Origin of the sequence: Gemmiger qucibialis, from assembly GCF_027689445.1 — a bacterium.
Lineage (GTDB): Bacteria > Bacillota > Clostridia > Oscillospirales > Ruminococcaceae > Gemmiger > Gemmiger qucibialis.
In genome coordinates, this window is record NZ_JAQFEN010000001.1 from 462530 (window position 1) to 488555 (window position 26026).

The 26026-nt window shown below is 55.7% G+C and carries 38 protein-coding genes; all 38 read right to left on the bottom strand.

Features of this window, described 5'->3' with window-relative positions; translation table 11 throughout:
• Positions 1-62 precede the first annotated feature (62 nt).
• Positions 63-1322: a methionine gamma-lyase family protein gene (locus PG062_RS02085; protein WP_113999378.1), complete on the bottom strand. Its 1260-nt coding sequence runs from the start codon at positions 1320-1322 to the stop codon at positions 63-65.
• Between the two features lie 24 nt (positions 1323-1346).
• On the bottom strand, positions 1347-2093 hold the full coding sequence (locus PG062_RS02090) for a GNAT family N-acetyltransferase (RefSeq protein ID WP_270750878.1): 747 nt from the start codon (positions 2091-2093) through the stop codon (positions 1347-1349).
• A gap of 289 nt (positions 2094-2382) precedes the next feature.
• Positions 2383-3780, bottom strand: a complete 1398-nt coding sequence (gene murD, locus PG062_RS02095; protein WP_270750879.1) for a UDP-N-acetylmuramoyl-L-alanine--D-glutamate ligase — start codon at positions 3778-3780, stop codon at positions 2383-2385.
• A 175-nt stretch (positions 3781-3955) separates the two neighbouring features.
• A complete protein-coding gene (locus PG062_RS02100) occupies positions 3956-5125 on the bottom strand; it encodes a ribose-phosphate pyrophosphokinase (protein WP_113999381.1) in 1170 nt (389 codons plus the stop codon).
• A gap of 768 nt (positions 5126-5893) precedes the next feature.
• A complete protein-coding gene (rplQ, locus tag PG062_RS02105) occupies positions 5894-6235 on the bottom strand; it encodes a 50S ribosomal protein L17 (protein ID WP_113999382.1) in 342 nt (113 codons plus the stop codon).
• Between the two features lie 21 nt (positions 6236-6256).
• Complete coding sequence (locus PG062_RS02110; RefSeq protein ID WP_270750881.1) at positions 6257-7216, bottom strand: DNA-directed RNA polymerase subunit alpha; 960 nt, start codon at positions 7214-7216, stop codon at positions 6257-6259.
• 79 nt (positions 7217-7295) lie between these two features.
• Positions 7296-7898 (bottom strand): 30S ribosomal protein S4, encoded by a 603-nt coding sequence (rpsD, locus tag PG062_RS02115; RefSeq protein ID WP_113999384.1) that lies wholly within the window; start codon positions 7896-7898, stop codon positions 7296-7298.
• 20 nt (positions 7899-7918) lie between these two features.
• Positions 7919-8326 carry a 30S ribosomal protein S11 gene (rpsK, locus tag PG062_RS02120; protein WP_113999385.1) on the bottom strand — a complete coding sequence of 136 codons (408 nt, stop codon included), beginning with the start codon at positions 8324-8326 and terminating at the stop codon, positions 7919-7921.
• 12 nt (positions 8327-8338) lie between these two features.
• The gene (gene rpsM / locus PG062_RS02125) at positions 8339-8710 is read right to left on the bottom strand and encodes a 30S ribosomal protein S13 (RefSeq protein ID WP_113999386.1); all 372 of its coding nucleotides are present in this window, start codon (positions 8708-8710) and stop codon (positions 8339-8341) included.
• A gap of 113 nt (positions 8711-8823) precedes the next feature.
• Entirely contained in the window at positions 8824-8937 is a 114-nt protein-coding gene (rpmJ, locus tag PG062_RS02130) for a 50S ribosomal protein L36 (protein WP_078783578.1), read from the bottom strand.
• A gap of 32 nt (positions 8938-8969) precedes the next feature.
• Positions 8970-9206: a translation initiation factor IF-1 gene (infA, locus tag PG062_RS02135; protein WP_113999387.1), complete on the bottom strand. Its 237-nt coding sequence runs from the start codon at positions 9204-9206 to the stop codon at positions 8970-8972.
• A 25-nt stretch (positions 9207-9231) separates the two neighbouring features.
• Positions 9232-9483, bottom strand: a complete 252-nt coding sequence (locus PG062_RS02140; protein ID WP_113999388.1) for a KOW domain-containing RNA-binding protein — start codon at positions 9481-9483, stop codon at positions 9232-9234.
• A complete protein-coding gene (gene map / locus PG062_RS02145; protein ID WP_113999389.1) occupies positions 9471-10244 on the bottom strand; it encodes a type I methionyl aminopeptidase in 774 nt (257 codons plus the stop codon). Before map ends, PG062_RS02140 begins: the two co-directional genes overlap by 13 nt.
• Before the next feature lie 7 nt (positions 10245-10251).
• Positions 10252-10884: an adenylate kinase gene (locus PG062_RS02150; protein ID WP_113999390.1), complete on the bottom strand. Its 633-nt coding sequence runs from the start codon at positions 10882-10884 to the stop codon at positions 10252-10254.
• Positions 10885-10946: 62 nt separating this feature from the next.
• Complete coding sequence (secY, locus tag PG062_RS02155; RefSeq protein WP_270750885.1) at positions 10947-12245, bottom strand: preprotein translocase subunit SecY; 1299 nt, start codon at positions 12243-12245, stop codon at positions 10947-10949.
• Between the two features lies 1 nt (position 12246).
• Entirely contained in the window at positions 12247-12684 is a 438-nt protein-coding gene (gene rplO / locus PG062_RS02160) for a 50S ribosomal protein L15 (RefSeq protein ID WP_113999392.1), read from the bottom strand.
• Between the two features lie 17 nt (positions 12685-12701).
• A complete protein-coding gene (rpmD, locus tag PG062_RS02165) occupies positions 12702-12881 on the bottom strand; it encodes a 50S ribosomal protein L30 (RefSeq protein ID WP_113999393.1) in 180 nt (59 codons plus the stop codon).
• 13 nt (positions 12882-12894) lie between these two features.
• Complete coding sequence (gene rpsE, locus PG062_RS02170) at positions 12895-13401, bottom strand: 30S ribosomal protein S5 (protein ID WP_113999394.1); 507 nt, start codon at positions 13399-13401, stop codon at positions 12895-12897.
• A gap of 16 nt (positions 13402-13417) precedes the next feature.
• Positions 13418-13777 (bottom strand): 50S ribosomal protein L18, encoded by a 360-nt coding sequence (gene rplR, locus PG062_RS02175; protein ID WP_113999395.1) that lies wholly within the window; start codon positions 13775-13777, stop codon positions 13418-13420.
• Between the two features lie 18 nt (positions 13778-13795).
• A complete protein-coding gene (gene rplF, locus PG062_RS02180) occupies positions 13796-14344 on the bottom strand; it encodes a 50S ribosomal protein L6 (RefSeq protein ID WP_113999396.1) in 549 nt (182 codons plus the stop codon).
• A 17-nt stretch (positions 14345-14361) separates the two neighbouring features.
• Positions 14362-14760, bottom strand: coding sequence for a 30S ribosomal protein S8 (rpsH, locus tag PG062_RS02185; protein WP_113999397.1), 399 nt, complete (start codon positions 14758-14760; stop codon positions 14362-14364).
• Between the two features lie 85 nt (positions 14761-14845).
• Positions 14846-15031: a type Z 30S ribosomal protein S14 gene (locus PG062_RS02190; RefSeq protein WP_113999398.1), complete on the bottom strand. Its 186-nt coding sequence runs from the start codon at positions 15029-15031 to the stop codon at positions 14846-14848.
• A 17-nt stretch (positions 15032-15048) separates the two neighbouring features.
• Positions 15049-15588, bottom strand: coding sequence for a 50S ribosomal protein L5 (rplE, locus tag PG062_RS02195; RefSeq protein WP_113999399.1), 540 nt, complete (start codon positions 15586-15588; stop codon positions 15049-15051).
• A 14-nt stretch (positions 15589-15602) separates the two neighbouring features.
• Entirely contained in the window at positions 15603-15917 is a 315-nt protein-coding gene (gene rplX / locus PG062_RS02200) for a 50S ribosomal protein L24 (RefSeq protein WP_113999400.1), read from the bottom strand.
• A gap of 12 nt (positions 15918-15929) precedes the next feature.
• On the bottom strand, positions 15930-16298 hold the full coding sequence (gene rplN / locus PG062_RS02205) for a 50S ribosomal protein L14 (protein ID WP_113999401.1): 369 nt from the start codon (positions 16296-16298) through the stop codon (positions 15930-15932).
• Positions 16299-16328: 30 nt separating this feature from the next.
• A complete protein-coding gene (rpsQ, locus tag PG062_RS02210; protein WP_113999402.1) occupies positions 16329-16583 on the bottom strand; it encodes a 30S ribosomal protein S17 in 255 nt (84 codons plus the stop codon).
• A 15-nt stretch (positions 16584-16598) separates the two neighbouring features.
• Complete coding sequence (gene rpmC, locus PG062_RS02215) at positions 16599-16796, bottom strand: 50S ribosomal protein L29 (protein ID WP_113999403.1); 198 nt, start codon at positions 16794-16796, stop codon at positions 16599-16601.
• Complete coding sequence (gene rplP, locus PG062_RS02220; RefSeq protein ID WP_113999404.1) at positions 16793-17233, bottom strand: 50S ribosomal protein L16; 441 nt, start codon at positions 17231-17233, stop codon at positions 16793-16795. The genes rpmC and rplP overlap by 4 nt, the downstream gene beginning before the upstream one ends.
• A complete protein-coding gene (gene rpsC / locus PG062_RS02225; protein WP_113999405.1) occupies positions 17233-17931 on the bottom strand; it encodes a 30S ribosomal protein S3 in 699 nt (232 codons plus the stop codon). Before rpsC ends, rplP begins: the two co-directional genes overlap by 1 nt.
• Positions 17932-17943: 12 nt before the next feature.
• Positions 17944-18279, bottom strand: coding sequence for a 50S ribosomal protein L22 (gene rplV / locus PG062_RS02230; protein ID WP_113999406.1), 336 nt, complete (start codon positions 18277-18279; stop codon positions 17944-17946).
• 17 nt (positions 18280-18296) lie between these two features.
• Positions 18297-18572: a 30S ribosomal protein S19 gene (gene rpsS, locus PG062_RS02235; protein ID WP_113999407.1), complete on the bottom strand. Its 276-nt coding sequence runs from the start codon at positions 18570-18572 to the stop codon at positions 18297-18299.
• A gap of 15 nt (positions 18573-18587) precedes the next feature.
• On the bottom strand, positions 18588-19418 hold the full coding sequence (rplB, locus tag PG062_RS02240) for a 50S ribosomal protein L2 (protein ID WP_113999408.1): 831 nt from the start codon (positions 19416-19418) through the stop codon (positions 18588-18590).
• Positions 19419-19521: 103 nt separating this feature from the next.
• Positions 19522-19815, bottom strand: a complete 294-nt coding sequence (rplW, locus tag PG062_RS02245) for a 50S ribosomal protein L23 (RefSeq protein ID WP_113999409.1) — start codon at positions 19813-19815, stop codon at positions 19522-19524.
• Entirely contained in the window at positions 19815-20435 is a 621-nt protein-coding gene (gene rplD, locus PG062_RS02250) for a 50S ribosomal protein L4 (protein WP_113999410.1), read from the bottom strand. Before rplD ends, rplW begins: the two co-directional genes overlap by 1 nt.
• 14 nt (positions 20436-20449) lie before the next feature.
• Positions 20450-21082 carry a 50S ribosomal protein L3 gene (rplC, locus tag PG062_RS02255; protein WP_270750893.1) on the bottom strand — a complete coding sequence of 211 codons (633 nt, stop codon included), beginning with the start codon at positions 21080-21082 and terminating at the stop codon, positions 20450-20452.
• A 180-nt stretch (positions 21083-21262) separates the two neighbouring features.
• Positions 21263-21574: a 30S ribosomal protein S10 gene (gene rpsJ, locus PG062_RS02260; protein WP_113999412.1), complete on the bottom strand. Its 312-nt coding sequence runs from the start codon at positions 21572-21574 to the stop codon at positions 21263-21265.
• A gap of 278 nt (positions 21575-21852) precedes the next feature.
• The gene (locus PG062_RS02265) at positions 21853-22005 is read right to left on the bottom strand and encodes a hypothetical protein (RefSeq protein WP_270750896.1); all 153 of its coding nucleotides are present in this window, start codon (positions 22003-22005) and stop codon (positions 21853-21855) included.
• Positions 22006-22855: 850 nt separating this feature from the next.
• Complete coding sequence (locus PG062_RS02270; RefSeq protein ID WP_270750897.1) at positions 22856-25921, bottom strand: CotH kinase family protein; 3066 nt, start codon at positions 25919-25921, stop codon at positions 22856-22858.
• Between the last annotated feature and the right edge of the window lie 105 nt (positions 25922-26026).

Below are 26026 nucleotides of genomic sequence, written 5' to 3' on the forward strand. Positions count from 1 at the left end.
CGGGGCGTTTTGCATTTTGTACGGTTTTGCTTTTTCTGTTGCTCAGCCTTGCTGTGCCGCTATCAGGCAAAGAAAGCCTTCTGCACAGCGTTCAGCACGGCGGCGCGGCCTGCGGTAAAGTTTACGCCGCCCTGCAAATAGCAGGTGTAGGGGGCGCGCAGCGGGCCGTCACAGCTGATTTCAATGGTAGAGCCCTCGGTAAAGGAACCGGATGCCATAATGACCTGGTCGGTATAGCCCGGTTCGTCTGCCGGTTCGGGGCTGACAAAGCTGTCCACCGGAGAGCAGGACTGGATGCCTGCGCAGAACCCCTGCAGCGCGGCGGCACTGCCGGAATCAAAGCAAGTCACAATATCGTTATGGTCGGCGGTATAGCGGGGCACGGGGTTCACACCCACCAGCTCCAGCAGGCACTGGGCATACACGGCGGTTTTCAGTGCTTCACACACAACGCCGGGGGCGTAATAGAAGCCGAGGAAAGTATCACGCAGGCTGTCCTGCGTGCAGCCAAGGTCCTTGCCGATGCCGGGGGCGGTAAAGCGGTGGCTGATTTTTTCCACCAGGTCGGCTTTACCGGCAATATAGCCGCCAGTGGGGGTAATGCCGCCGCCGGGGTTCTTGATAAAGCTGCCCGCAATAACGTCCGCGCCGGCGGAGAGCGGCTCCCGGATTTGGGTGAACTCGCCATAGCAGTTATCCACAAAGATCACCACATCGGGGTTGGCCTTGCGGGCGGTATCGGCCACTTTCTGGATGGTATCCAGGTCAAAGGCGTTGCGCTGGGTATAACCGCGGCTGCGCTGGATATGCACCACGGTAGCGGTCTTGGCGTGCTCTGCAATGGCGGCATAGTCCGGCGTAAAGTCCGGCAGCAGGGGCACCTCATCGTAATGGATGCCGTATTCCTGCAGCGTGCCGCAGCCCTTGCCAGCCTCGCCAATACCGATCACGCCTTCCAGCGTATCATAGGGGCGGCCGGTGGCGGCCAGCAGGGTGTCCCCTGCGCGCAGCAGACCGAACAGCGCCACTGTCAAGGTGTGGGTACCACTCATGAACTGCGGGCGTACCAGAGCGTCCTCGGCCCCCATGCAGCGAGAAAATACTTCCTCCAGCTTATTGCGGCTATCGTCCCACACGCCGTAACCGGTGGAGCCAAGGAAATGCCGGGCTTCCACGCCGCAGTCCGTAAAGGCGCGCAGCATTTTCAGTTGGTTATAATCGCGGATCTCTTCCAGGTGGGCAAACTGATCGCGGCAAAGTTCCAGCGTTTTGCGGTCCAGTTCCAGCACCTGGGGTTTCAAATCATAGAATTGTTCAATCATAGTGTATCCTGTCTGTTTTACTTATTATAATTTATACTTAACGTACTGTTTTTGCAGTACAAAACCAAGGCGTTCATAAAAGCGGCAGCGCTCTGCCGCGCACAAAAATGTCACGGTCCAGCCCTCCCCTGCCAGCTCGTTGGCCAGGTAGGGAATCAGCCAGCCGCCGATGCCCCGCCCGCGCAGCTCCGGCAGGGTTTCCCCCATTGCCATATAGGCTTCGCCGTTGGCCATGGCATAAGCCCCCACAGTGCTCACCGGGCAGCCTGCTGCATCCTGCAAAGCCAGCACACGGGCAAAGCCGTGGGCCAGCGCGGTACAGGTTTCGGAATAATAGCAGTCCTGCCGTTCCGGTTCCTGCGGGAAAAGCTGGTTTGCCAGGCGCAAGACAGATGGGCTGCGATTCAGCATATAGCCCTGATGTTCTTGCGCCAGCGGCAGACGATCCTGAGGTGGCATACTATACAGGAACAGCGGCTCCCCCGCTGCAGCGGGCAGTAGGGGCGTTTCTTCCGCAATCAGATGGGCGATGCCCGCAAACTGCAAAAAGCTTAGCAGTTCCTCCCAGTCCTGGGGGGTGCCGCACAGCTGGGCGGTGCTGCCGTTCAGGGTCAGGGCCGCACCAGGCAGGGTGAAGAGCCGCACCGGGGCACCGGGGTTATCTGCCCACAGGGCCAGGTCACGCCCCATCACGGCACGAAAATAAGGAGCCCCTTGAATGGCCGTCGCAAACGCCTGCTTGTGCGCGGGGGTGGTGACAGCCTGAATCATGGGGAACTCCTTTAGGTTTGATTTTGAGATTGCGGAGATTGCTTTGGGAAAATGAATTTTGTCTCCGCTATGGATAGGGTTGTTGGCGCAGGGTGCGCGGGCGTACAATGTGCGCCTCTACGGTCTCTATTGGGCAAAACATCAAATAAAAAATATCCTATCTTCTGTTCCGATTGCCCTAAACCGTCTGCTTTTTACCCTTTTGCAACCCACCTTGCCTGAATATAAAATATCTATTATATTAATCCTTTTTTCAAAAAAGGAACAAACAACCCCCGTAATCCCGTAATTACTGAAGCTCGTTGACAATACGCTTGTAGTCACGGCCGCGGACTTCAAAGTTGGGGTAAAGGTCAAAGGACGCCGATGCCGGCGACAGGCTGACGATGTCACCCGGCTTGGCTGCGCCGCGTGCCAGCTCAACGGCATGCTGCATGCTGTCTGCGTGCAGGATCGGCAATGCCTGCGGGTCAAAGTTCGGGTCCTCGCGCACAGCCTTTTCAATGCGCGGTGCGGTTGCCCCCATCAGCACCAACACTTTGACATGTGCCACGATTTCCGGTGCCAGCGGCTCATAGGGGATTTTTTTGTCATAGCCGCCCGCAATCAGGATGATCTTCTGGTCAAAGCTGCGCAGGCCCGCAATGGTGCGGGTGGGGCTGGATGCGATGGAGTCATTGTAATACGTTACGCCATCCAGCACGCGAACCGGCTCAATGCGGTGTTCCACGCCGGTAAAGGTAGAGCCAACCTGACGCATGACATCCACCGGAACGCGGCCCCAGACCGCTGCAATGGCGGCCAGCAGATTTTCCACGTTGTGCAGGCCGCGCAGCTTTACTTCTGCACGGGGCAGCACGGGGGTCACAGCACCGTTTTCGGCATAGCAGAGGGTATCATCACTCTCTCGCAGGAATGCACCGTGGTCGGTCTCGTGCAGGCGGGTAAACCAGAACTGTTCACCTTTGCAGTCAGCGGCCATGCTCCGGGTGATATCGTTCTCATAACCCAGTACGGCGCGGCAGGGTGGCTCCTGCCAAAGCAGAATGTTGCGTTTGGCATCAATATACTCCTGCATATCCTTGTGGTGGTCCAGGTGGTTGGGGGTCACGTTGGTCACAACCGCCACCTTGGGACTCTTGCGCATGCTGATCAGCTGGAAGCTGGAAAGTTCCACAACAGCGATATCAGCCGGGGTAACGTCCGGCAGCTGGGGCAGCAGGGCTGCGCCAATGTTGCCGCCCAGGAACACCTTGCGGCCGGCAGCTTCAAACATCTTGGCAATCAGGGTGGTGGTGGTGGTTTTGCCGTCAGAGCCGGTCACAGCCACGATCTCGCAGGGGCACAGCTCAAAAAAGAGTTCTACCTCGCTGGTCACAAGCGCACCGGCCTGTTTGGCAGCCTGCAGCTCCGGCTTAAAGAATTCATAGCCGGGGGTGCGCATGATGATATCCTGTCCGGCAAAGCCATCGGTATAATGCTCGCCAAGGCTGAGCTTTACGTTCAGCTTGCGCAGCGTATCGGCGTAATCACCAAAATCATCCAAGCTCTTTTTCTGGTCGCAGAGGGTGATATCTGCCCCCAGCGCGGCAAGCATGGTGATGCACGGTTTGTGGCTGACGCCCGCACCGATGAATGCCACCTTTTTGCCAGCGACCATTGCTTTAAGTTGTTCCATGGGAGTCATAATGGAAAAACCTCCTGACAAATAAATTTGGAGCCGCGCTGACAATGCAGCAGCCCCACAAAAATGCCCTTGTACGCAACTATTATATACGCATTCCCCGCCTGTTGCAATCAATCCGGGCAAAAAGTTTGCCTGCGGCCGGTTACAGCCGCAGGCAAACAACTTATTCCGTCAATTATTCCTGGTTGCCGATGGGAATACCGTGGTTATCCAGCAGATGCTTGATCTTGGTCATCGGGTCGATGATGCTGGATACGCTCATATCATGGTTGATGGCAGCGATGAAATAAGCGGTGTACTTAGACAAATCAACATCAAAGTACCAGGGGCGCTCCAACAGCTCCGGCTTGCGGTAGGTCAGGTTGGTGCCCAGCACAGCCTTGATGATGCCGTCATTGTAGGCTTTGTCGAACTTATCCAGACCGGCAGTGAACAGCGGGAAGGTGGCGCAGGTAAAGATGTTCTTGGCACCGCGCATCTTCAGCTCATAGCCGATGTCCAGCATGGACTCGCCGGAAGCGATAATATCATCGGCAATGAAGACGTCCTTACCCTTGACATCCTCGCCCAGGTATTCATGGGCAACAATGGGGTTGCGGCCATTCACAACGCGGCTGTAATCACGGCGCTTGTAGAACATACCCAGGTTGCAGCCCAGCACGCTGGAGTAGTACATGTTGCGGTTCATGGCGCCTTCATCCGGGGAAACGACCAGGAAGTGCTCCTTGCTGAAGTTGACATCCGGTACATGGTGCAGCAGGCACTTGAGCACCTGATAGGTGGGCATAACGTTATCAAAGCTCATCAGGGGCACAGCGTTCATTACGCGGGGGTCATGAGCATCAAAGGTAATAATGTTCTTAACGCCCATGGTGCGCAGCTGCTGCAGAGCGTAAGCGCAGTCCAGGCTTTCGCGGCTGACGCGGCGATGCTGGCGGCCGCCATACAGACTGGGCATGATCACGCTGATACGGTGCGCACGGCCGGAAACAGCCTGGATCAGGCGGATCAGGTTCTGGAAATGGTCATCCGGGGAAAGATGGTTTTCGTAACCAAACAGGTTGTAGGTCACGCTGTAGTTGCCCGGATCGACAAAAATGTAGATATCATCGCCACGAGTGGAAGCCTTGACAAGGCCCTTAGCATCACCGGACTGGAAACGCGGGCAGTCAGAAGGAATGATGAAAGTGTCCACATTCATTCCCACTTCACGCGCCCAACGCACCAGATGGCCGTCTACCAGGTTGCAAAGTTCCTCTGCACCCGGGCAGGCCAGCAGTGCCAGATCAGCGATCGCGGCTTCTTTGCGGAAAAAGTCGCGGGGGCCCATCGATTGTTCTGCCATAACATTAGCTCCTTTATCGATTTTCATTGTGCTTTTGTTTGTGCATACTGCGGCGGTTTTTGCCGCACTTCTAAACATATTCTAACACATACCCACCGCAAAAACAGCCCTTATTTTCTCTTTTTGCTGTGTTTCCGCCATTTTCCGCGCTTTGCACATTCGTCAACTTTCTTTTATCAAAAAATTCTGTATGATTTTACAATTTTTTAACAAAGCGTTGTGTTTTTTGCCCGCAGTAGTCCGATTATGCCTGTCCCTATGCAGGAAATCCTCTTTCTTGTGCCCATTTGGTTCGGTTTTGCCATGAACTTTTGGTGCATGGTGTACCTGTATTGTTGGCATTTTCCGGTTGGGTAAACAGTTCAGCCTGCCCCCTCCCCTGCCAACCATGCACAAATCTACCCATATATAAACGCATAAAGGCAACACCGCACAATTCCCGCCTTGCGGCTTAAGCACCGCTCCGGCAGCTGCGGCACGGCATCTGCGTTGCCAAAATGCTCGATAATGTCGGGTTGCGGTACCCGCATCGTGCTTCGGGGGCAAAAGCCCCTCGCACTCTGCGACCGCTGCCCCTGCTTCGGTTCGCTGTTTCCGCCACTGGCGGCGCTCACCTTTGCAGCATCCAGTATTATCTGCGCTTTTGGCTTGGCATCTGCCGCACCTCGCTCGCCGTATCGGCACTTAGAATTATGCGGTATTGCCCTTAAACAAAAACAGCGCCCGCTTATTCAGCAGGCGCTGTTCTTAATTCATGCTATCTGTCAATCAGACCAATTCGATAATGGCCATTTCGGCAGCGTCACCGCGGCGCATACCAGTCTTGATAATGCGGGTGTAACCACCATTGCGGTCAGCGTACTTGGGTGCATAAACGTCCATAACCTTCTTGGCAACATCCTCTTTGGTGATGTAGCTGAAGATCTGGCGCTTGGTATGCAGGTCGCCGCTCTTGCCGAGGGTGACCATCTTTTCGGCCATAGCGCGAACTTCCTTAGCGCGGGTAACGGTGGTTTCAATCTTGCCGTTCTCAAACAGGTAAGTGACCATCGCACGCAGCATGGCGTTGCGGCTATCGGTAGCGCGGCCGAGCTTTCTAGTACCGGGCATTCCGTTTCACTCCTTTACAAATCAGTTGTCTTCGTCTTTGGTAAGCGTAAAGCCCAGGCTGTCCAGCTTTGCCATGACTTCCTCGAGGCTCTTGCGGCCAAGGTTGCGCACCTTCATCATGTCGTCCTCGCTCTTGTTCACAAGGTCGCCCACGGTGTTAATGCCGGCACGCTTGAGGCAGTTGAAGGAACGGACGCTCAGATCCAGCTCTTCAATCGTCATCTCAAGGGCCTTTTCCTTGCCCTTTTCGTCGTTTTCGACCATGATTTCGGTCTCAGCGGCTTCATCGCACAGGTTCACAAACAGGTTCAGGTGCTCGGTCAGCACGCGTGCAGAAAGGCTCAAAGCCTCCTGTGCACTGGTGGTGCCGTCGGTCCAAACCTCAATGGTCAGCTTATCATAGTCGGTGATCTGGCCAACACGGGTGTTTTCCACCGTGTAGTTGCACTTGAGCACCGGGGTATAAATGCTGTCCACCGGCAGGGTGCTGATATCGTTTTTCTCAATCAGCGCCTGCTTGTTGCGCTCAGCGGGAACATAGCCGCGGCCTTTATCAAAGGTCAGCTCCATAACCAGCTTAGCGCCATCGCCCAAGGTGGCAATGTGCCATTCCGGGTTCAGGATCTCAAGGTCATCGCCCTGCTTGATGGTGCCGGCCGTGACTTCGCACGGGCCAACAGCTTCAACGCGGACGGTCTTGGGGCCGTCGCCATAGATCTTGGCGGCAATGCCCTTGAGGTTCAGCACGATTTCAGTCACGTCCTCGCGCACGCCCTCAATAACAGAGAACTCATGCACGACACCGTCGATCTTGACGCTGGTAACTGCCACACCGGGCAGGCTGGAGAGCAGCACACGACGCAGGCTGTTGCCCAGCGTGGTGCCGAAACCGCGTTCCAGCGGCTCAACAACGAACTTACCATAACGGCCATCCGGCGAAAGGTTGGCCATCTCGATCTTGGGGCGTTCAATCTCCATCATAAAAACCCTCCTTGATCAGCCTGCGGCCAATAGCTGGCGCGCAGGTTCGTAGTAAATAGCGGTAATGAAAAAAGAGAGCTTACTTGGAGTACAACTCGACGATGAGGTGTTCCTGAACGTCGAAGTCGATATCGCTGCGCTCAGGCAACTTGGTGACAACACCCTTCAGGCTGCCGGTTTCGCGGCTCAGCCAGGAAGGCAGAGCAACAACAGCAGCATCAGCGCCGGTCAGCTTGGCAAACTTTTCAATCTTGCGGCTGCCTTCAACAACGTCGATCACGTCGCCGGCCTTCACCTGGTAAGAGGGGATGTTAACGCGCTTGCCATTAACGGTGAAGTGGTTGTGAGAAACGAGCTGACGGGCATCGCGGCGGGTGGAAGCGTAGCCCAGACGGAAGACCACATTGTCCAGACGGCACTCCAGCAACTGGAGCAGGTTTTCACCAGCCTGGCCCTGACGGCGGGAAGCTTCTTCAAAGTAGTTGGAGAACTGCTTTTCCAGAACGCCGTAGATAAACTTCAGCTTCTGCTTCTCCTGCATCTGGGTGGCGTATTCAGACTTCTTCTTGCGGAAGTTGCCGTTGGAATTGCGGGTGGTGTTCTTCTTGGCATAGCCCATGACTGCAGGAGAAATGCCGAGAGCCTTGCAGCGCTTTGCGATCGGCTGAGTATTTTTAGCCATAATTCAGTTTCCTCCTTCAATCAAATACGGCGGCGCTTGGGCGGGCGGCAGCCGTTGTGGGGGATCGGGGTGACGTCGCGGATCATGGTGACCTCCAGGCCGGTAGCCTGCAGGGCACGGATTGCGCTTTCACGTCCGGAGCCAGGGCCCTTAACGTAGACTTCAACAGTCTTCATGCCGTGTTCCATTGCAACCTTTGCAGCGGTTTCAGCGGCAGACTGAGCAGCGTAAGGAGTGCTCTTGCGGGAACCGCGGAAATTCAGAGCGCCCGTGCTGCACCAGGAAACGGTGTTGCCCTGGGTATCGGTAATGGTGACGATGGTGTTGTTAAACGTGCTCTGGATATGAGCAGTGCCAGCAGCAATATTCTTGCGCTCTTTCTTTTTGGTGCGGGTATTACGAGCCGCACTAGCTTTCGTAGCAGCCATTTCAGTTCCTCCTTACTTCTTCTTGTTAGCAACAGTGCGCTTCGGACCTTTGCAGGTACGGGCATTGGTCTTGGTGCGCTGGCCGCGGCAAGGCAGGCTCTTGCGATGACGTACACCACGGAAGCACTGGATTTCGGTCAGACGCTTAATGTCCAGCGCGACGTTCCGGCGGAGATCGCCCTCAACGATGATATTGTTTTTGTCAATGTAGTCACGGATCTTAGCTTCATCGTCAGCAGACAGATCCTTGACGCGGGTATCAGGGTTGATTCCGGTGCCGGCGAGAATCTCGTCAGCAGTGCTCTGACCGATACCATAAACATAAGTCAGACCAACCTCGATCCGCTTCTCGCGAGGCAGATCAACACCAGCAATACGTGCCATAAAGCACCTCCATTAGTAACATCCCATGTCCTAGTCGGGGCCTGCGCCGGGAATCTACGCACTTGGCCCCCAAGCGTTTTGGGTACGGTTTCCAGGGTTTTAACCCCGGACCTTTAGCCCTGACGCTGCTTATGCTTCGGATTGGCGCAGATGATCATCACGCGGCCTTTGCGCTTGATGACCTTGCACTTCTCGCAGATGGGTTTCACGGAAGGTTTTACCTTCATGATGTTAACCTCCTTCTATAAACACAAGGCACTTATTTGGAGCGCCAGGTGATTCGGGCTTTGGTCAGGTCGTAGGGGGACATCTCCATGGTGACTTTATCGCCAGGCAGGATGCGGATAAAATTGGTCCGCAGTTTGCCGGAGATGTGTGCCAGCACCGTATGGCCATTGGGCTTGCCCTCTTTGTTGAGCAGCTCGACCTTGAACACAGTGTTGGGCATAGCCTCGCGGACGACGCCTTCTACTTCGATGACATCTTCTTTAGACAAGCTGATTGCCTCCTTGAAGGTTCATTCAGAACGGATGTTCGGCATCATATGCCTTGATCGCGTCACTGATCGGTTGATCGCTTTTCAGAAGCTCGTTGCCAAGAACGGTTGCGGTGGGGGCAACGTGCCGGCTCTTTTTGCGCTTCGGGTTTGCCACCGTGCGGTGGCTGCCATCGGCCAGGGCCAGTATTTCACCCTCCACATCCAGAACGGCATAGGTGCGGGTTTTATCCCGTCCCGCCTTGGAGCGTACCAGTTGGCCTTTCACAAAGTCCATCCGGGTTCCTCCCAGCCGTGGGTCAGGACTTCCGGCCCGTTGGATGTGATCGCCACCGTGTGCTCAAAGTGAGCAGCAAGGCCGCCATCACAGGTCTTGACCGTCCATCCATCTTTCAAGGTCTTTACCGCGCATTTATATTGGCAGATCATCGGTTCAATCGCGATGCACATGCCCGGCATCAGGCGCTGCCCACGACCCGCGTGCCCATAATTGGGAATTTCGGGGTCTTCGTGCAGCTCCTTGCCAACGCCGTGGCCAACATATTCACGCACAACGGAGAAACCGTTCTCCTCCACGTAGCTTTGCACTGCGTGGCCGATATCCCCCACTCTTGCACCTGCCTGCGCGGCAGCAATGCCAAGGTGCAGACTCTCTTTGGTCACATCCAGCAGGCGCTGGGCTTCCAAGTCGAGCTTGCCGCAGGCAAAGGTACAGGCGTTATCACCGTTAAAACCATCAATCTTGCAGCCGGTGTCAATCGAAACGATATCGCCGGGGCGGATCTTCTGGTCGCGGGAGGGGATGCCGTGGATGACGGTGTCATTCACGCTGATACATGCCGTGGCGGGAAAACCGTACAGATGAAGGAAGTTCGGTCTTGCACCATGGCGCACGATAAAGTCGTAAATAATTTTGTCAATCTCTGCCGTGGTTATACCCGGTTCGATTGCTTCGCCGCCTGCTTTCAATGCAGCTGCGCTGATTGCAGCAGCTTTGCGCATTTTTTCGAGTTCGGCAGCATTTTTAATCTGAATCATGGAACGCTTACGCCTCCAACTGCTTCAGGATGTAGGCGTTGGTTGCTTCAATCGAGCCCTGGTCCGGAATATCAACCAGCTTGCCGCGCTTACGGTAAAAATCTACCAGCGGCTCGGTTTGCTGATGATACGTTACCAGACGGTCACGCACGGTTTCAGGGCGGTCATCCTTGCGGATCACCAGCTCGCCGCCGCAGCGGTCGCACACGCCTTCCACCTTGCTGGGTTTATTCTTGATGTGGTAGCTGGCACCGCACTTGGCACACACACGGCGGCCTGCCATGCGTGCTTCGATCGTGGAATCCTCAACCAGCAGGTTGACGACCTTATCGATCTCGATACCAAGCTGCTCAAGCGCTTCGGCCTGAGCGATGGTGCGCGGCACACCATCCAGAATAAAACCGTTCGCACAGTCGGAAGCGGTCAGGCGCTCCTTGATGATGCCAAGGATGACTTCATCAGGAACGAGCGCACCCGCGTCCATAAAACTCTTTGCTTTCAGCCCCATCGGGGTACCGTCCTTAACGGCGGCACGCAGGATGTTGCCGGTGGAAATGGTGGGGATGTTCAGCTTATCGGACAGGATCTCGGCATTGGTGCCTTTGCCGGCGCCAGGGGCGCCCAACAGGATCAGTTTCATAGGTGTTCCCCTTTCCATTCAAGCTCCACCAGTGACCAGTCGCCTCTGGCAGAGCTGGTCAATTACTCCAAAAAGCCTTTGTGATGGCGCGCCGTCATGTAGCCTTCCAGAGAACGGGCCGTATCCAGTGCCACGCCGACAATAATGAGCAGGCTGGTACCACCCAGCTGGATGGAAACGCCGGTCAGATCGCCGATGATCATCGGCACAGCCGCAACGATTGCCAGGAACACAGCGCCGATCAAAGTGATCTTGCTCAGAGTCTTGGTGATGAAATCGCTGGTCGGCTTGCCCGGACGAATGCCGGGGATGGTGCCGTTGTTCTTGCGCAGCTGGTTGCTGATGTCTACCGGATTGTACTGGATTGCAACATAGAAGTAGTTGAAAGCCACAATCAGCAGAACATAAACAACGAGATACAGAACACTGTTGTAGTTAAAAACGCGGAAGAATGCTGTCCAGTACGGATGCTTGGTAGCGTCCAGATTCAGGAAGCTGCCAATCATATTGGGCAGACCGCACAGGGTAGAAGCGAAGATGATGGGCATAACGCCGCTCATGTTCACTTTGATGGGAATATAGCTGGCCTGACCGCCGTACATTTTGCGGCCAACCACGCGCTTTGCGTACTGCACCGGAATGCGGCGCTCAGCGTTGGTCAGGATCACTACAAAGATCACAGCAACAAGGGCCAGAATGACCATGGCGGGGATCATAATGTAGTAACCGGAAGCACCAGCCTGTGCACGGGTGAGCATATCCTGGAAGGAAGAGCCCACGCGGGACCAGTCAGCCACGATACCGGCAAAGATCATCAGGGACAGGCCGTTGCCAATACCCTTTGCGTCGATCTGATTGCCCATCCATGTGACAAACTGAGCACCGGCGGTGAAGCAGGCCACGATAACGATACCGGAGAAGATACCGGCAAAGCCATCGGTGTACTTCAGCGCGCCCATGCGGCGGATGATAAAGTAGTAAGCGATGCTCAACAGCAGCGCGATTGCCGCACCGGTGTAGTTGCTGATCTTGGTGAGCTTTTGACGGCCCTCCTCACCCTCTTTGGAGAGATTCTCCAGATAAGGGATCGCAACACAGAGCAGCTGAATAATAATCGTTGCGTTGATATAGGGCTGAACACCCAGCGCAAAGATCGTGCAGCGGCTCATGGCACCGCCGGACATCATGTTGAGGTAAGTCAGCATGCTGCCGGTGGTGAACATGGATTCCAGTGCACTGCTGGTGATATAAGGTACCGGAATTGCGCAGCCAAGACGGAAAAGAATCAGGATCAAAAGCGTGTACAGAAGGCGCTTACGCAGATCTTCGGTCTTCCAGGCGTTGCGAAACGTTTCGAACACCTTAGATCACCTCAGCCTTCCCGCCTGCTTTCTCAATCTTTTCCTTGGCCGAAGCAGTGTAAGCTGCAACCTTGACATTAACTGCCTTGGTCAGCTCACCATTGCCCAGGACCTTGACGCCATCCAGCGTCTTGGAGATGATGCCGGCATCCAGAAGAGCCTGTGCATCGACGGTTGCACCAGCCTCGAACTTTTCGAGGTCAGACACCTTAATGGTGACATACTTGGTGGCGAAAATGTTATTGAAACCGCGCTTGGGCAGGCGACGCTGCAGGGGCATCTGGCCGCCTTCAAAGCCTGCCTTCTTGACGCCGCTGCGAGCCTTCTGGCCCTTGTGGCCGTAGCCAGCGGTCTTGCCGTTGCCGGAGCCAGCGCCGCGGCCCTTACGGGTCACAGCCTTGCGGGCACCTGCGGGCGCGTTCAGTTCATGAAGCTTCATGCTTGCACCTCCTTGCGTTATGCCTTGGTCACAACAACCAGGTGGGCGATCTTAGCGATCTTACCCTGGGTAGCTGCGTTGTCAGGCTGCTCGGTAACCTCACCGGGGCGGTTCAGGCCCAGGGAGTGCGCAACGGCGATCTGCTCTTTGCCGCGGCCGATCAGGCTCTTGGCCAGACGAATCGTAACTTTTTCCATTGTAGCGCCCTCCTTAGCCCAGGATTTCCGCAACAGTCTTGCCGCGCTTGGCTGCGACGCTCTCGGCGTCGGTCAGGCCGCACAGACCAGCAAAAGTGGCAGCGGTAACGTTGATGGGGTTATTGGAACGCAGGCTCTTGGTACGAATGTCCTTGATGCCAGCGCATTCCAGAACAGCACGGACCGGGCCGCCGGCGATAACGCCGGTACCGGGGGCAGCGGGACGCATCAGAACGCGGCCTGCACCATACACGCCAACAATCTCGTGGGGGATGGTGGTGCCCTTCATGGCAACCTTGTGCATGTTCTTCTTGGCGGCGCCTTCACCCTTGCGGATGGCCTCGGGAACTTCGCCGGACTTGCCAACGCCGTAACCGATGTTGCCCTTGCCGTCGCCAACAACGATCAGGGCAGCGAACTTCATAACGCGGCCGCCCTTAACGGTCTTGGAAACGCGGTTGATGGAGACGACCTTGGTGATCATGCCGTCATCTTGTTCTCTGTTTCTCTGCATGGCCATTGTATCTTCTCCCTCCTTACAGTTTCAGGCCGGCTTCACGGGCACCTTCAGCAAGTGCCTTAACACGGCCGTGGTATACGAAACCGCCGCGGTCATAGACCACTTCGGTAATGCCTTTTTCAAGGCACTTCTTGGCGATGCGCTCGCCAACCTTCTTGGCAGCGTCGCAGTTGCCGCCGTAGTCCTCAAAGTCCTTTTCCAGGGTGGAGGCGGAAGCCAGCGTAACACCAGCTTCATCGTCGATCACCTGGCAGTAGATGTGCTTGGCAGAGCGGAAAACATCCAGACGAGGACGCTCGGCAGTGCCGCTGATCTTGCCGCGGACGCGGCGGTGACGGCGAAGACGAGCTTCGTTCTTATCAGCCTTATTGACCATAATGTTTCTCCCCTCCTATTATTTGCCCTTGCCGGCTTTGCCTTCCTTACGGATGACAAACTCGCCGACATAGCGGATGCCCTTGCCTTTGTACGGCTCAGGCGGGCGCTTGCTGCGGACTTCGGCCGCAAACTGGCCGACTTCCTGCTTGTCGCTGCCCAGGATGCTGAAATGCAGAGCATCCTTGACTTCGATCTTGATGGTCTCGGTTTCTGCAACCTCAACCGGGTGAGAGAAGCCCAGGGTCAGGACCAGCTTGCTGCCCTGCTTTGCGCAGCGGTAGCCAACGCCCTGGATCTCCAGGTCCTTGCGGAAGCCTTCGGTAACACCGACAACCATGTTGTGGATGTTGGTGCGGGTCAGGCCATGGAGGCTACGTGCCTCCTTCTCGTCATTGGGGCGGGTAACCAAAATCTCATTGCCCTCGACCTTAACGGTCATCAGGGGATGGAATTTGGAATGCAGGGTACCCTTGGGGCCCTTCACGGTGATGGCGTGATCGGCCTCGTCGACCTTCACTTCCACGCCCGCGGGAATGACGATGGGTTTTCTTCCAATTCTCGACATTGTCTTATGCCCCTTTCTTACCACACAAAGGCGAGCACTTCACCGCCGACATGAGCTGCGCGAGCAGCCTTGTCAGTCATGACGCCCTTGGAAGTGGAGATGATTGCGGTGCCCAGGCCCTTCATGACCTTGGGCATATCTTCGCAGTTGGTGTAAATGCGCAGACCCGGCTTGGAAACGCGCTTCAGGCCGTCGATGACCGGAGCACCATTTTCCTGATACTTGAGGGTCAGGGTGATAACACCCTGCTTGCCGTCGTCGGTGACTTTCATACCCTTGATGTAGCCCTCATCAACCAGGATCTGGCAGATTGCCTTCTTCAGGTTGGAAGCAGGAACGTCCACGGAAGGGTGTTTGGCAGTGCTGGCGTTGCGGATGCGAGTGAGCAGGTCCGCGATAGGATCGGTGATTTGCATGCCACTAACCTCCTTAGGTTGTGATAAATTTGTTGTTGATGTTTCGTTATGGGAGCAAACGCTCCCTTACAGTGAAGAAAGCAGATTACCAGGACGCCTTCTTGACGCCGGGGATCTCGCCCTTATAGGCCAACTCGCGGAAGCAGATACGGCAGACGCCATACTTACGCAGGTAAGCATGCGGGCGGCCGCAAATCTTGCAACGGTTGTATTCACGGGTGGAGAACTTGGCAGGACGCTGCTGCTTGATCTTCATAGAAGTTTTTGCCATTCGTTGTTCCTCCCTGATCAGTTGGCGAACGGAGCGCCCAGAGCCTTCAGCAGCTCCTTGGCTTCCTCGTCCGTCTTAGCGGTGGTGACGAAGCAGATATCCATGCCGCGGACTGCATCGACCTTATCAAAGTCGATTTCCGGGAAGATGATCTGCTCCTTCAGACCGAAGGCGTAGTTGCCGCGGCCGTCGAAGCTGTTGCCGTTAATGCCGCGGAAGTCGCGGACACGGGGCAGAGCAACGTTGAACAGGCGGTCAACGAACTCGTACATACGCTCACCACGCAGGGTGACCTTTGCGCCGATGGGCATGCCCTGGCGCAGTTTGAAGTTTGCAACGCTCTTCTTGGCCTTGCAGACAACGGCCTTCTGGCCGGTGATCTGGCCCAGGTCAGCGACGATAGCATCGATAACCTTGACGTTCTCTTTTGCCTCGCCGGCAGCCACGTTGATGATGACCTTATCCAGCTTGGGAATCTGCATCACGCTCTTGTAGCCGAACTTTTTGTTCAGGGCCGGAGCGATCTCATTGACATACTGTTCTTTCAAACGTGCCATAATTAACTCCTCCCTTACAGTTCAGCACCGCACTTGCGGCAGATACGGACGTTCTTGCCATCCTTAACGGAATGGCCCACACGGGTGGCCTTGCCGCATTTGGGGCAAACGGGCATGACCTTGCAGGCGTAGATAGCGCCTTCGGCCTTAACGATGCCGCCCTGCTCGCCCTGACGGCGCGGCTTGACGTGCTTGGTAACCATGTTCAGGCCTTCGACAATGACCTTACCCTCTTTGGGGCTGGTCTGCAGAACCTTACCGGTCTTGCCCTTGTCCTTGCCAGAGATGATCATCACGTTGTCGCCGGTTTTAACATGAAGATTATTCATTCTAAAACCTCCTTACAGCGATTCGGGAGCCAGGGACAGGATCTTGGTGTAGCCGGCGTCGCGAAGTTCGCGAGCGACGGGTCCAAAGATACGGGTGCCCTTGGGGCTCTTGTCGGCCATAACGATAACGGCGGCGTTCTCATCGAAACGGATGTAGGAACCGTCGTCACGGCGCAGGCCCTGCTTGCTACGGACGATAACGGCCTTGACCACATCGCCCTTCTTAACGGTGCCGCCGGGAGCAGCCTTCTTCACGCTGCAGACCACGACGTCGCCGATGTTTGCGTATCTCTTGCGGGTACCGCCCAGTACACGGAAGCACATTAACTCCTTGGCACCGGTGTTGTCGGCCACTTTGAGATAAGTTTGCATCTGAACCATCTTTCAGGTCCTCCTTTCAAAGTACCAGGCTTATTTCGCTTTCTCCAGGATCTTGACGAGACGCCAGTTGACCTGCTTGGAAATCTTGCGGGTCTCCATGATCTCAACGCGGTCGCCGATGCCGGCTTCGTTGTTTTCGTCATGAACCTTGAACTTCTTGGTACGCTTCAAGATCTTCTTGTAGAGGGGGTGCTGAACGCTGTCCTTAACAGCAACAACGATGGTCTTATCCATCTTGTCGGAAACGACAACGCCCACACGGGTCTTTCTCAGATTACGTTCCATGTTTTACCCTCCCTCTTACGCGTTTTTAACGTTCTTCTCTGCCATGATGGTCATCACGCGGGCGATGTCCTTCTTCACAGCATCGATGCGAACGGGGTTATCCAGCTGGTTGATGGCGTGCTGAAAGCGCAGGTTGAAGAGCTCGGCCTTCAGGTCCTTGAGCTGCTTGTTCAGTTCGACATCGGTCATTTCACGCAGTTCCTTGGCTTTCATTCAGCGTCACCCTCCTTTACGGTGTCAAGCTCTTCGCGCTTGACAAATTTGCAGCGGATCGGCAGCTTGTTGCTGGCCAGGCGCAGAGACTCACGAGCGGTAGCCTCATCAACGTCGGCGAGCTCAAACAGCACGCGGCCCGGCTTAACCACAGCAACCCAGTACTCCGGGCTGCCTTTACCGGAACCCATTCGGGTGCCGGCCGGCTTTTCAGTAACGGGCTTATCGGGGAAGATCTTGATCCAGACCTTGCCGCCACGCTTGATATAACGAGTCATAGCAACACGAGCAGCTTCGATCTGGTTGGAAGTGATCCATGCCGGCTCCAGAGCAACCAGACCGTACTGGCCCTGGTTGACAGTGTTGCCACGCATGGCCTTACCGGTCATGCGGCCACGCTGAACGCGGCGGTATTTAACACGCTTCGGCAGTAACATTACTGTTTGCCTCCTTCCTTCTTAGCAGGGGCTTTGGCGCCCTTCAGGATCTCGCCTTTGTAGATCCAAACCTTGACGCCGACCTTGCCGTAGGTGGTGTTGGCCTCGGCGAAGCCATAGTCGATATCAGCGCGCAGGGTCTGCAGGGGGATGGTGCCCTCATGGTAGCTCTCAACGCGGGCGATATCAGCGCCAGCCAGACGGCCGGAGCAGGTAACCTTGATACCCTTGGCAGGCACGCCGCCGCGGGGCTGCATTGCATTGCGGATAACCTGCTTCATAGCGCGGCGGAACGCAATGCGGCGCTCCAGCTGGGAAGCAACATCTTCAGCAACCAGCTGAGCGTTGGTGGTGGTGCCCTTAACCTCAACAATGTTCAGGTTAACGTTCTTGCCGGTCAGCTTAGCCAGCTGCTTTTCGATCTTTGCGCTCTCAGCGCCGCCCTTGCCGATAACGATGCCCGGCTTGGCGCAGAAGACGTTGACCTTAACGCGGGGGGTGCCGGTCTGGCTGTCCACGGTGCGCTCGATCTCGATCTTGGGAACGCCAGCAGCGTACAGCTGCTTCTTCAGGGTCTTGCGGATCTTGTGATCCTCAACGAGGGTGTCGCCGAATTCCTGCTTAGAGGTAAACCAGCGGCTGTCCCAATCTTTAATAACGCCCACGCGCATGCCATGGGGATTAACTTTCTGGCCCATTTGTTTACCTCCTTAGTTTTTCTCTTTCAGCACAACAGTCATGTGGCTGGTGCGCTTCAGGATGCGGTATGCACGGCCCTGTGCGCGCGGCATAATGCGCTTCAGGGTCGGGCCGGGGCAGACATAGCATTCCGCAACATACAGGTTGTTGCGGTCCATATCAAAATTGTTTTCCGCGTTAGCGGCAGCAGAGTTCACCAGTTTGAGAAGGGGCTCACAAGCGGCCTTCGGGGTGTACTGCAGAATCGCCTGAGCTTCAGCCAGCGGCTTATTACGGATGAGATCCATCACGATAGAAACCTTGCGGGGGCTGATGCGGGCGTAACGGAGCGTTGCCCGTGCTTCCATGTTGTGTTCCTCCTCTCTTATTTGGCGACGGTCTTACCGCCGCCGTGGCCAGTGAACTTGCGGGTGGGAGCAAACTCACCCAGTTTGTGGCCAACCATATCCTCAGTAACGTATACGGGCACATGCTTGCGGCCGTCATGGACAGCAAAGGTGTGGCCGACGAATTCGGGGAAGATGGTGGAGGAGCGGCTCCAGGTCTTGACGACGCTCTTCTTACCGGCCTCGTTCATCGCTTCAACTTTCTTCATCAGAGAATCCGCGACGTAAGGGCCCTTTTTGGTGCTACGAGACATATCTTATTTCCTCCCTTAACCGTTGGCGCGCTTCACAATGAACTTGTTGGAGCGAGCATGATGTTTGCGAGTCTTGAGACCCATTGCCGGCTTGCCCCACGGGGTGCGCGGGCTGTCGTGACCAACCGGGGCGCGGCCTTCGCCACCGCCGTGCGGGTGATCGCAGGGGTTCATGACGGAACCACGGCTGCCGGGGCGAACGCCCATGTGGCGCTTGCGGCCAGCCTTGCCCAGGTTGACGTTCTCGTGGTCGAGGTTGGAAACAACGCCGATGGTGGCGATGCAGTTAACGGGGATGTTGCGCATCTCGCCGGAAGGCAGGCGAACCAGTGCATAACCGTTCTCCTTAGCCATCAGCTGAGCCATAACACCAGCGGAGCGGACCAGCTGGCCGCCCTTGCCCGGGTAGAGCTCGATGTTGTGGATCATGGTACCGACGGGGATGTTCTCAAACGGCAGAGCGTTGCCCGGCTTGATATCGGCGGTGGGGCCAGCCATAACCTTATCGCCAACCTTCAGGCCGTCCGGAGCCAGAATGTAGCTCTTGGCGCCGTCTTCGTACTCAACGAGAGCGATGAAAGCGGAGCGGTTCGGGTCATACTCAAGGGTCTTGACCGTTGCGGGAACACCGAACTTGTTGCGCTTGAAATCGATCACGCGGTACTTGGTGCGGTTGCCGCCGCCGTGATGGCGAACGGTGATCTTGCCGGTGTTGTTGCGGCCGGCATGCTTCTTGTTGGGCTCCAGCAGGCTGCGCTCGGGTGCAACCTTGCTCAGCACGCTGTAGTCAGTAACAGTCATGCCGCGGCGGCCCGGGGTAGTCGGCTTGTACTTTTTGATAGCCATTGTGGTACTCCTTTTTGATCTTATGACTTATTATCGGGGTCATATCCCCATATGTGGCCCCTCGGCGGGGCCATGCGCCCGGCGTTTACCGGGCGGCAACCAATTAGACCATGCTGTTGAAGAACTCGATCTCCTTGGAGTCGGGCTTCAGGGTAACGATGGCCTTCTTGGAAGCGGCAGTGTAACCAGCATGCATGCCCTGGCGGCGGTAACGGCCGCGGACGCTGATGGTGTTGACCTTAGCAACCTTCACGCCAAACAGCTCTTCGACTGCCTGAGCAATCTCAACCTTGGTGGCGTTGGTAGCAACCTTGAAGGTGTACTTCTTATCGGCAATGCCTGCCATGGAGTTCTCGGTGATGACGGGGGCGAGAACGATATCCTGTGCGAACTTCATCACGCATATACCTCCTCAAGTTTCTTGGCGGCGTCCAGGCTGACGATCAGCTTGTCGGCGTTCACAACGTCGTAGGTGTTCACACCGTCAACAGCAGTCTTGACACCGGGGATGTTGGCAGCGGAAGCAACGAACTTGACATCAGCGGTATCGTTGAGGATCAGGTTCTTCTTGCCGGCGCCGACAGCAGCCAGGAAAGCAACAACGGTCTTGGTCTTGAACTCGTCAGCAGCGATCTTGTCAACGACGATCAGGTTGCCGTTGGCAGCCTTGTCAGACAGGGCGCTGAGCAGAGCCAGGCGCTTGACCTTCTTGTTGATGGTGTAAGAGTAATCACGCGGCTTGGGGCCGAGAGCAACACCACCGTGGGTCCACTGCGGAGCGCGGATAGAACCCTGACGTGCGTGGCCGGTGCCCTTCTGGCGCCAAGGCTTTTTGCCGCCGCCGCGGACTTCCTTGCGGATCTTGGTGTTCTGGGTGCCCTGGCGCTGGTTGGCCAGGAAGTTGACGACTGCCTCGTGGACAGCCTTCTCGTTCGGGGTGATCCCGAACACGGCGTCGGAAAGCTCAACGGTGGAAACTTTCTTGCCGCTCATATCAACGACATCAAATTTAGCCATTGTGTTTTCCTCCTTTACGCTTTGACGCTGTCACTGACGCAAACCACAGAACCCTTCGGGCCGGGGATGGCGCCCTTGATGGCGATCAGGTTGTTTTCGGCATCGACTTTAACGATGCTCAGGTTCTGAACGGTCACGCGCACAGCGCCCATGTGGCCGGGCAGACGCTTGCCCTTGAACACGCGGGACGGGGTGGAGGTGGAGCCGTTAGAGCCGGCATGGCGGGCAACGGGGCCGGTGCCGTGGCTCTCGCGCAGGCGGTGCTGGCCAAAGCGCTTGATAACGCCCTGATAGCCCTTACCTTTGCTGGTGCCGATGACGTCGACCTTATCGCCAGCAACGAAAACGTCAGCCTTGAGGATATCGCCGACGTTCATGCCGGAAATATCGTCCAGACGGAACTCACGAAGGGTGCGCTTCGGAGCGACGTCTGCTTTGTCGAAGTGGCCTTTGGCTGCCTTGTTGACCTTCTTGGCGCTCACTTCGCCAAAGCCAAGCTGGACTGCCTCATAGCCGTCGGACTCGACGGTTTTCTTCTGCACGACAGTGCAGGGGCCGGCTTCGATGACGGTTACGGGAACGACCTTGCCGTTTTCATCAAACAGCTGGGTCATGCCCAGTTTCTTGCCAATGATACCTTTTTGCATTTGTGTAAATCCTCCTGTAAAGGTTATTGGTTGGCGGCGGGTTGTCCGCCAACATGACCTCTCCGCTTAATGAACGTTTTATGCGGATCGTGTCTGAATTCATTCAGCATGGGAACGCGGGTCCGGCGGTTAATGGATCACGGCCATTCGGGCCGGGGTTCCGGTTCCCGCCTGATTGCATCAGAGCTTGATCTCGATGTCAACGCCAGCGGGGAGCTGCAGGCTCATCAGAGCCTCGACCGTCTTGTTGGACGGCTTCAGAATGTCGATCAGACGCTTATGGGTGCGGGTCTCAAACTGCTCACGGCTGTCCTTGTACTTATGAACAGCGCGCAGGATGGTGACGATTTCCTTGTCGGTCGGCAGGGGGATCGGGCCGGACACGCGAGCGCCAGTGCGCTTTGCGGTCTCCACGATCTTTGCTGCAGCGGCATCGATCAGGGATGCATCATAGCTCTTCAAACGGATTCTGATTTTTTCTTTGACTGCCATTAGATTCGCCTCCTAAAAATTTGTGTTGCCTTAGGCGGCCGATAAATTACACACGCTTCCGGGTGTTCAATAGTTTCGCATCAGAAAATCCGGTGAACCGCGCACCGCAGTTCCCCCGGAGAAATACATCGCAAAAACTATGGAAATTGGTCCGTGCCGCAGAATGCAGCGCCGTACATATCCCTTCGCATTCGTAATTCTTTCGCCCGGTTCTAAGATCGGACATACTCCGCGGAAAAACCCGTCCGCCCCTATGGGAGCAGCGGCAACCTCCCGCATCAACGCATATCGTGGCTGGTGCCGAACGCCCGTTCTACACCAGCCGTTCGCAGCCAAGAAGTATGATACCACAATATACCGTAAATTGCAAGTGTTTTTTCAGCAAATCGTAAAATATTTTTTGAAAAATTCTGCATTTTGCCGAAATTCATTATCCCGGCCCTTTCCGGCATTTCCTCTTTGGGGGTATCATCTTCTACCGTGGTATATTATACACGTTCCTGCGCAAAAAGCAAGGGTCGTTTCACGCATATTTTGCCTGGCATGGTGCATTTTCTGTTGTCTTGGAGTTGTTGGGATTTTTGGCGAAGAAATGTTATCTTTTGGAGCGGTTAGAGTTTTCCGGGAGAGAAACCGCCTGTATCAGGGCATGTTTATATTTTTTTCCTATTTAATCCTATTTAATATATAAGGAACAACGCCTCGGGACAATGCAAACATCGTCCCCTACAAATTATTTGCAGCGTTCGCAACATGCAGCAAGGTTTCTCCGCGGCGGGATGAGGGCATCCCGCCCTACAGGACATTTTATGGTCTATTGCTCATAGCCAAATATTCTGTAGAGAACGGTCTTGACCGTTCCAGCGTTTGTTTTATGATAAATTTCGCATAAAATCTCGTTGCAAAACTCCACTTTCCTTTAAGTTGTGGTTCCCAGCAGCCAACCTAAGGCAACACCGCACAATTCCCGCCTTGCGGCTTAAGCACCGCTCCGGCAGCTGCGGCACGGCATCTGCGTTGCCAAAATGCTCGATAAGACATCCAGTATTATCTGCGCTTTTGGCTTAGCATCTGCCGCACCTCGCTCGCCGTATCGGCACTTAGAATTATGCGGTATTGCCCTAAAGAACATTTGTAGGGGCCGTTGCTCGCATCGGCCCGCGGGAACTCACTTGCCGCCAAATATCCCACCTCAGCCAAGCCACCATCTAAAAAGTCAGGGCCGTGCTTTTCTGCACAGCCCTGACTTTAACTTATCTTCCTTATAATATTATATACGCTTTACTTCGGTGCAATCAATGCGCCGGTGCGGCTGTCGAACCAATACCGGACGCCATCAATCATCACAACGCCTTTCGCCATTGCGCCGGTGATGGGGTCAAAGTAGAAGCGGTCCACGCCCTGGGTATCCCAGCCTTTGATCATGTGGCCGTCTGCATCATAGCGCACCCACTTGCCGCCATCGGATTCCTGGTAAACATCTTTGCTCACGGCTTTTTTGCCGTTGTCCACCGCATCCAGCCAATACCAGGCGTCGCTGGCAAGATCATAAATTTCCTTGCCGCGGCCCTCGGTCCCCTGGCGAATACCGCCCTCGTACCAGTAGTCGCCCACTTCGGTATGCAGCCACTGGCAGTCCAGCATGGTTCCCATGATGGGGTCAAAGCCGTACTGCACATCATCCAGCAGCAAGGCACCCTTGGCCATAGCGCCGGTGATCTGGTCAAAATAGTAGGTACCGTTTTCGTTCACATCCCAGCCTTTTACCATGTGCCCGTTTTCATCGTAACGCACCCACTTGCCGCCGTCGGATTCCTGATAAACGTCCTTACTGGCTGCCATTGCGCCGTTCTGGATATTATCCAGCCAATACCAGGCATCGCTGGCGGGGTCATAAATCTCTTTACCGCGGTAGCTGGAATCGTATGGATTGTAGCCCTGGCGCTTCCAGCTTTCAAACCAGTAGCGCTTGCCGCCCCATTCCAGCCAGAACAGGCCATCCGGGCCGCTGCTGCGGCTGCCATTCACCGTATTAAAGGTAAAGGATGTTCCGCAGATCGTCTGCTTACCATACAGCATTTTGCCGTTGGTCAGGCTGTAAAACACCTGGCGGCCATCCGGCAGCACCACAGGCCCGCGGCACTGGGCACCGGTCTTTTCATCGTAATAGTACCAGCCGCCGTGCTCCAGACATTCGCCAAATGCCATGCAGCCATTTTCATCAAAGTAGCAGAGCCGGTCTTCATCCAGCTGCACCTTGCGGTTTTCCGCGCGGGCTCCGCTATCGTCCGGGTCCAGCCAGTAGCGGCAGCCTGTATTGGGGTCGGTGAACTCCAGGCCGCCTTTCTGCAAGCCCTGGCGTTCGCCATCCACATACCAGTAGTGTTTGCCGTTTTCTTCATACCAGCCGTTGCGTGCCTTATCGTCGATTATGACATTCACGGTAGCGGAAGCAGCGCCCGCCCGAACCGTCAAGGTCGTTTTCCCGTTCTGCACGCCAGTCACCACAAAAGTCCCTGCGTAAGTACCAATTTCAGCTTTCGCAACTGTAGGGTCATCCACCGTCACCCGCACGGTATCGCAGGCACTGGCAGGGGTCAGGCGGAAGGTATACTTTTTGTTCTGCCCTGCCCCCAGTTTAACGGCGTTATCGTTCAAGCCGCCAAGGGTCATACTGTCAGCCTGGTTGCCTCGGCGGACAAATTCATCGTCAAACCGCTTTGTCATATACGCCGTGCGCTGGGCGATCCAATCCTGCAGTTTGTCAACATCCTGCTGCCAGGTGCCGCTCTCATCCGCACGCGCGGTGCCGGGCTGATCTTTCAGATCCCAGCGGACAAATTCCATCCTGGCGGAGTTTTCCAGCGTGCTGCGGTAATCGTTGCAGGTTTCGCTCCAATTTTCCAGCAGAGGGCGCATGGTGTGCTGGTAGCGCTCCTGCACTACTTCACGGAACTGCTGGCATTTCATCAGCTCAGTGAACCAGGTCAGCGAGATTTCCCCGCGCTGCTGGTCCTGAATGTTCATGGCATAGTCGGCATGTGGATCGCTGACGCCATAGCTTTCATCTTCATTGTTCAGGGCGGAGTCATAGTCCCACACGGGGCCCATATGCAGCACATCGTCGGCACCGTCCCGGTAGCAGAAGGTACTGCTTTTGAAGGTATCCCAGTTTTCGACCCATTCCGAAATGAGGTAATAATCCGCAAAGCTCTGCACATCAATTTTGGAGCTGATGATGTTCCAATCTTTATCAGATGCGTACAGTACATCTTCAAATTCATCCAGCGCCGTTTCAAAGCCGGACCAGGCTTTCAGGGTGGCAGAGTCCTGCTCGTCCAAGTCATCGGCGGCGGAATCCTTTAAAGTAAAGTGGGTGCCGCTCTGGTTGCCGGTAAACCAGTACTCTTCACCATTATAATAAATGTTGTCCGCTTCAGCCAGGATGCCATCCGCCTGCTCCAGTTCCACGCGGTTAGTGCCCACCTGCACTTTTTCGCACAGCAGGTAGCAGCCCTGATAGCTGCCATCGATCCACACATCCACCCAGCGGCCATCCGGAGCCCATTCGCCCATGGCGTTGGCAAGGTCATACACTGCCTTGTTGCGCATCATGGAAGTATCCTGCCGGTTGGCGATCAGCAGCCAGGTTTTGGCTTTATCCATGCCCAATACCTTGGCTTTGCTGCTGAGCTTGAACTGGTAGGGACGCTTGTCCAGCGTCCAGGTGGTGTTGCCGCGGCCCTTGAACTCAACATCGGTATCGGTCAGGTCGCTCCCGCCTGCCTGGCTGATCGTCACGCTGTTGCCCTTGTATTTGACATCCTTGGAGCCAGCCTGGATTTCATCCAGGGTCACATCGTTCAGGGTAAAGGATACGCTGGGCAGCTGGGATTTGTACAGTTCCACCCGCGCCGCTTTGCCATCCGTAAAGGTCAGGTTCAGGGTTTCGATGTTGGTAAAATCGCCGCTGACAGTGGTTCCGTCCACAGTCAGTCCCTCTGCATCCGCGGCGGCCAGCTCGGCACCAGTTTCAATCGTAAGAGCTGCCATGTCCGTATTGACGGGCAAGAAGAGGCGGTACGCTTCATCAATAAACTGTGCCGTGCAGTCTGCTGCCGTAACGGTCAGTGATGCTGCGGTTTCCCCCGTTGCCACTTCCTGCGCATCAGTCTGCTGATACACCGGTGCTTCTTCTGCTTCGGTCACATCCTGTGCTTCGTCTGCCCATTCTGTGGGGTCGGGCTGGGCTGCGGTTTCCGGCGTGGCCTGTTCCGCCATTGCCGGGAGTGCCGCCCCGCAGGCAAAAGCCGCTGCCAGCAGCAGCGCTGTCATTTGTTTCAACAATCCATTTTACCCCTTTCCACTTTCCGCATCCAAGTGTTTTTTCTTGCATTAACCGTATCAGTTTACCACATTCATCCCAAACAGGCAAGTAATCGCAGGCAAAAA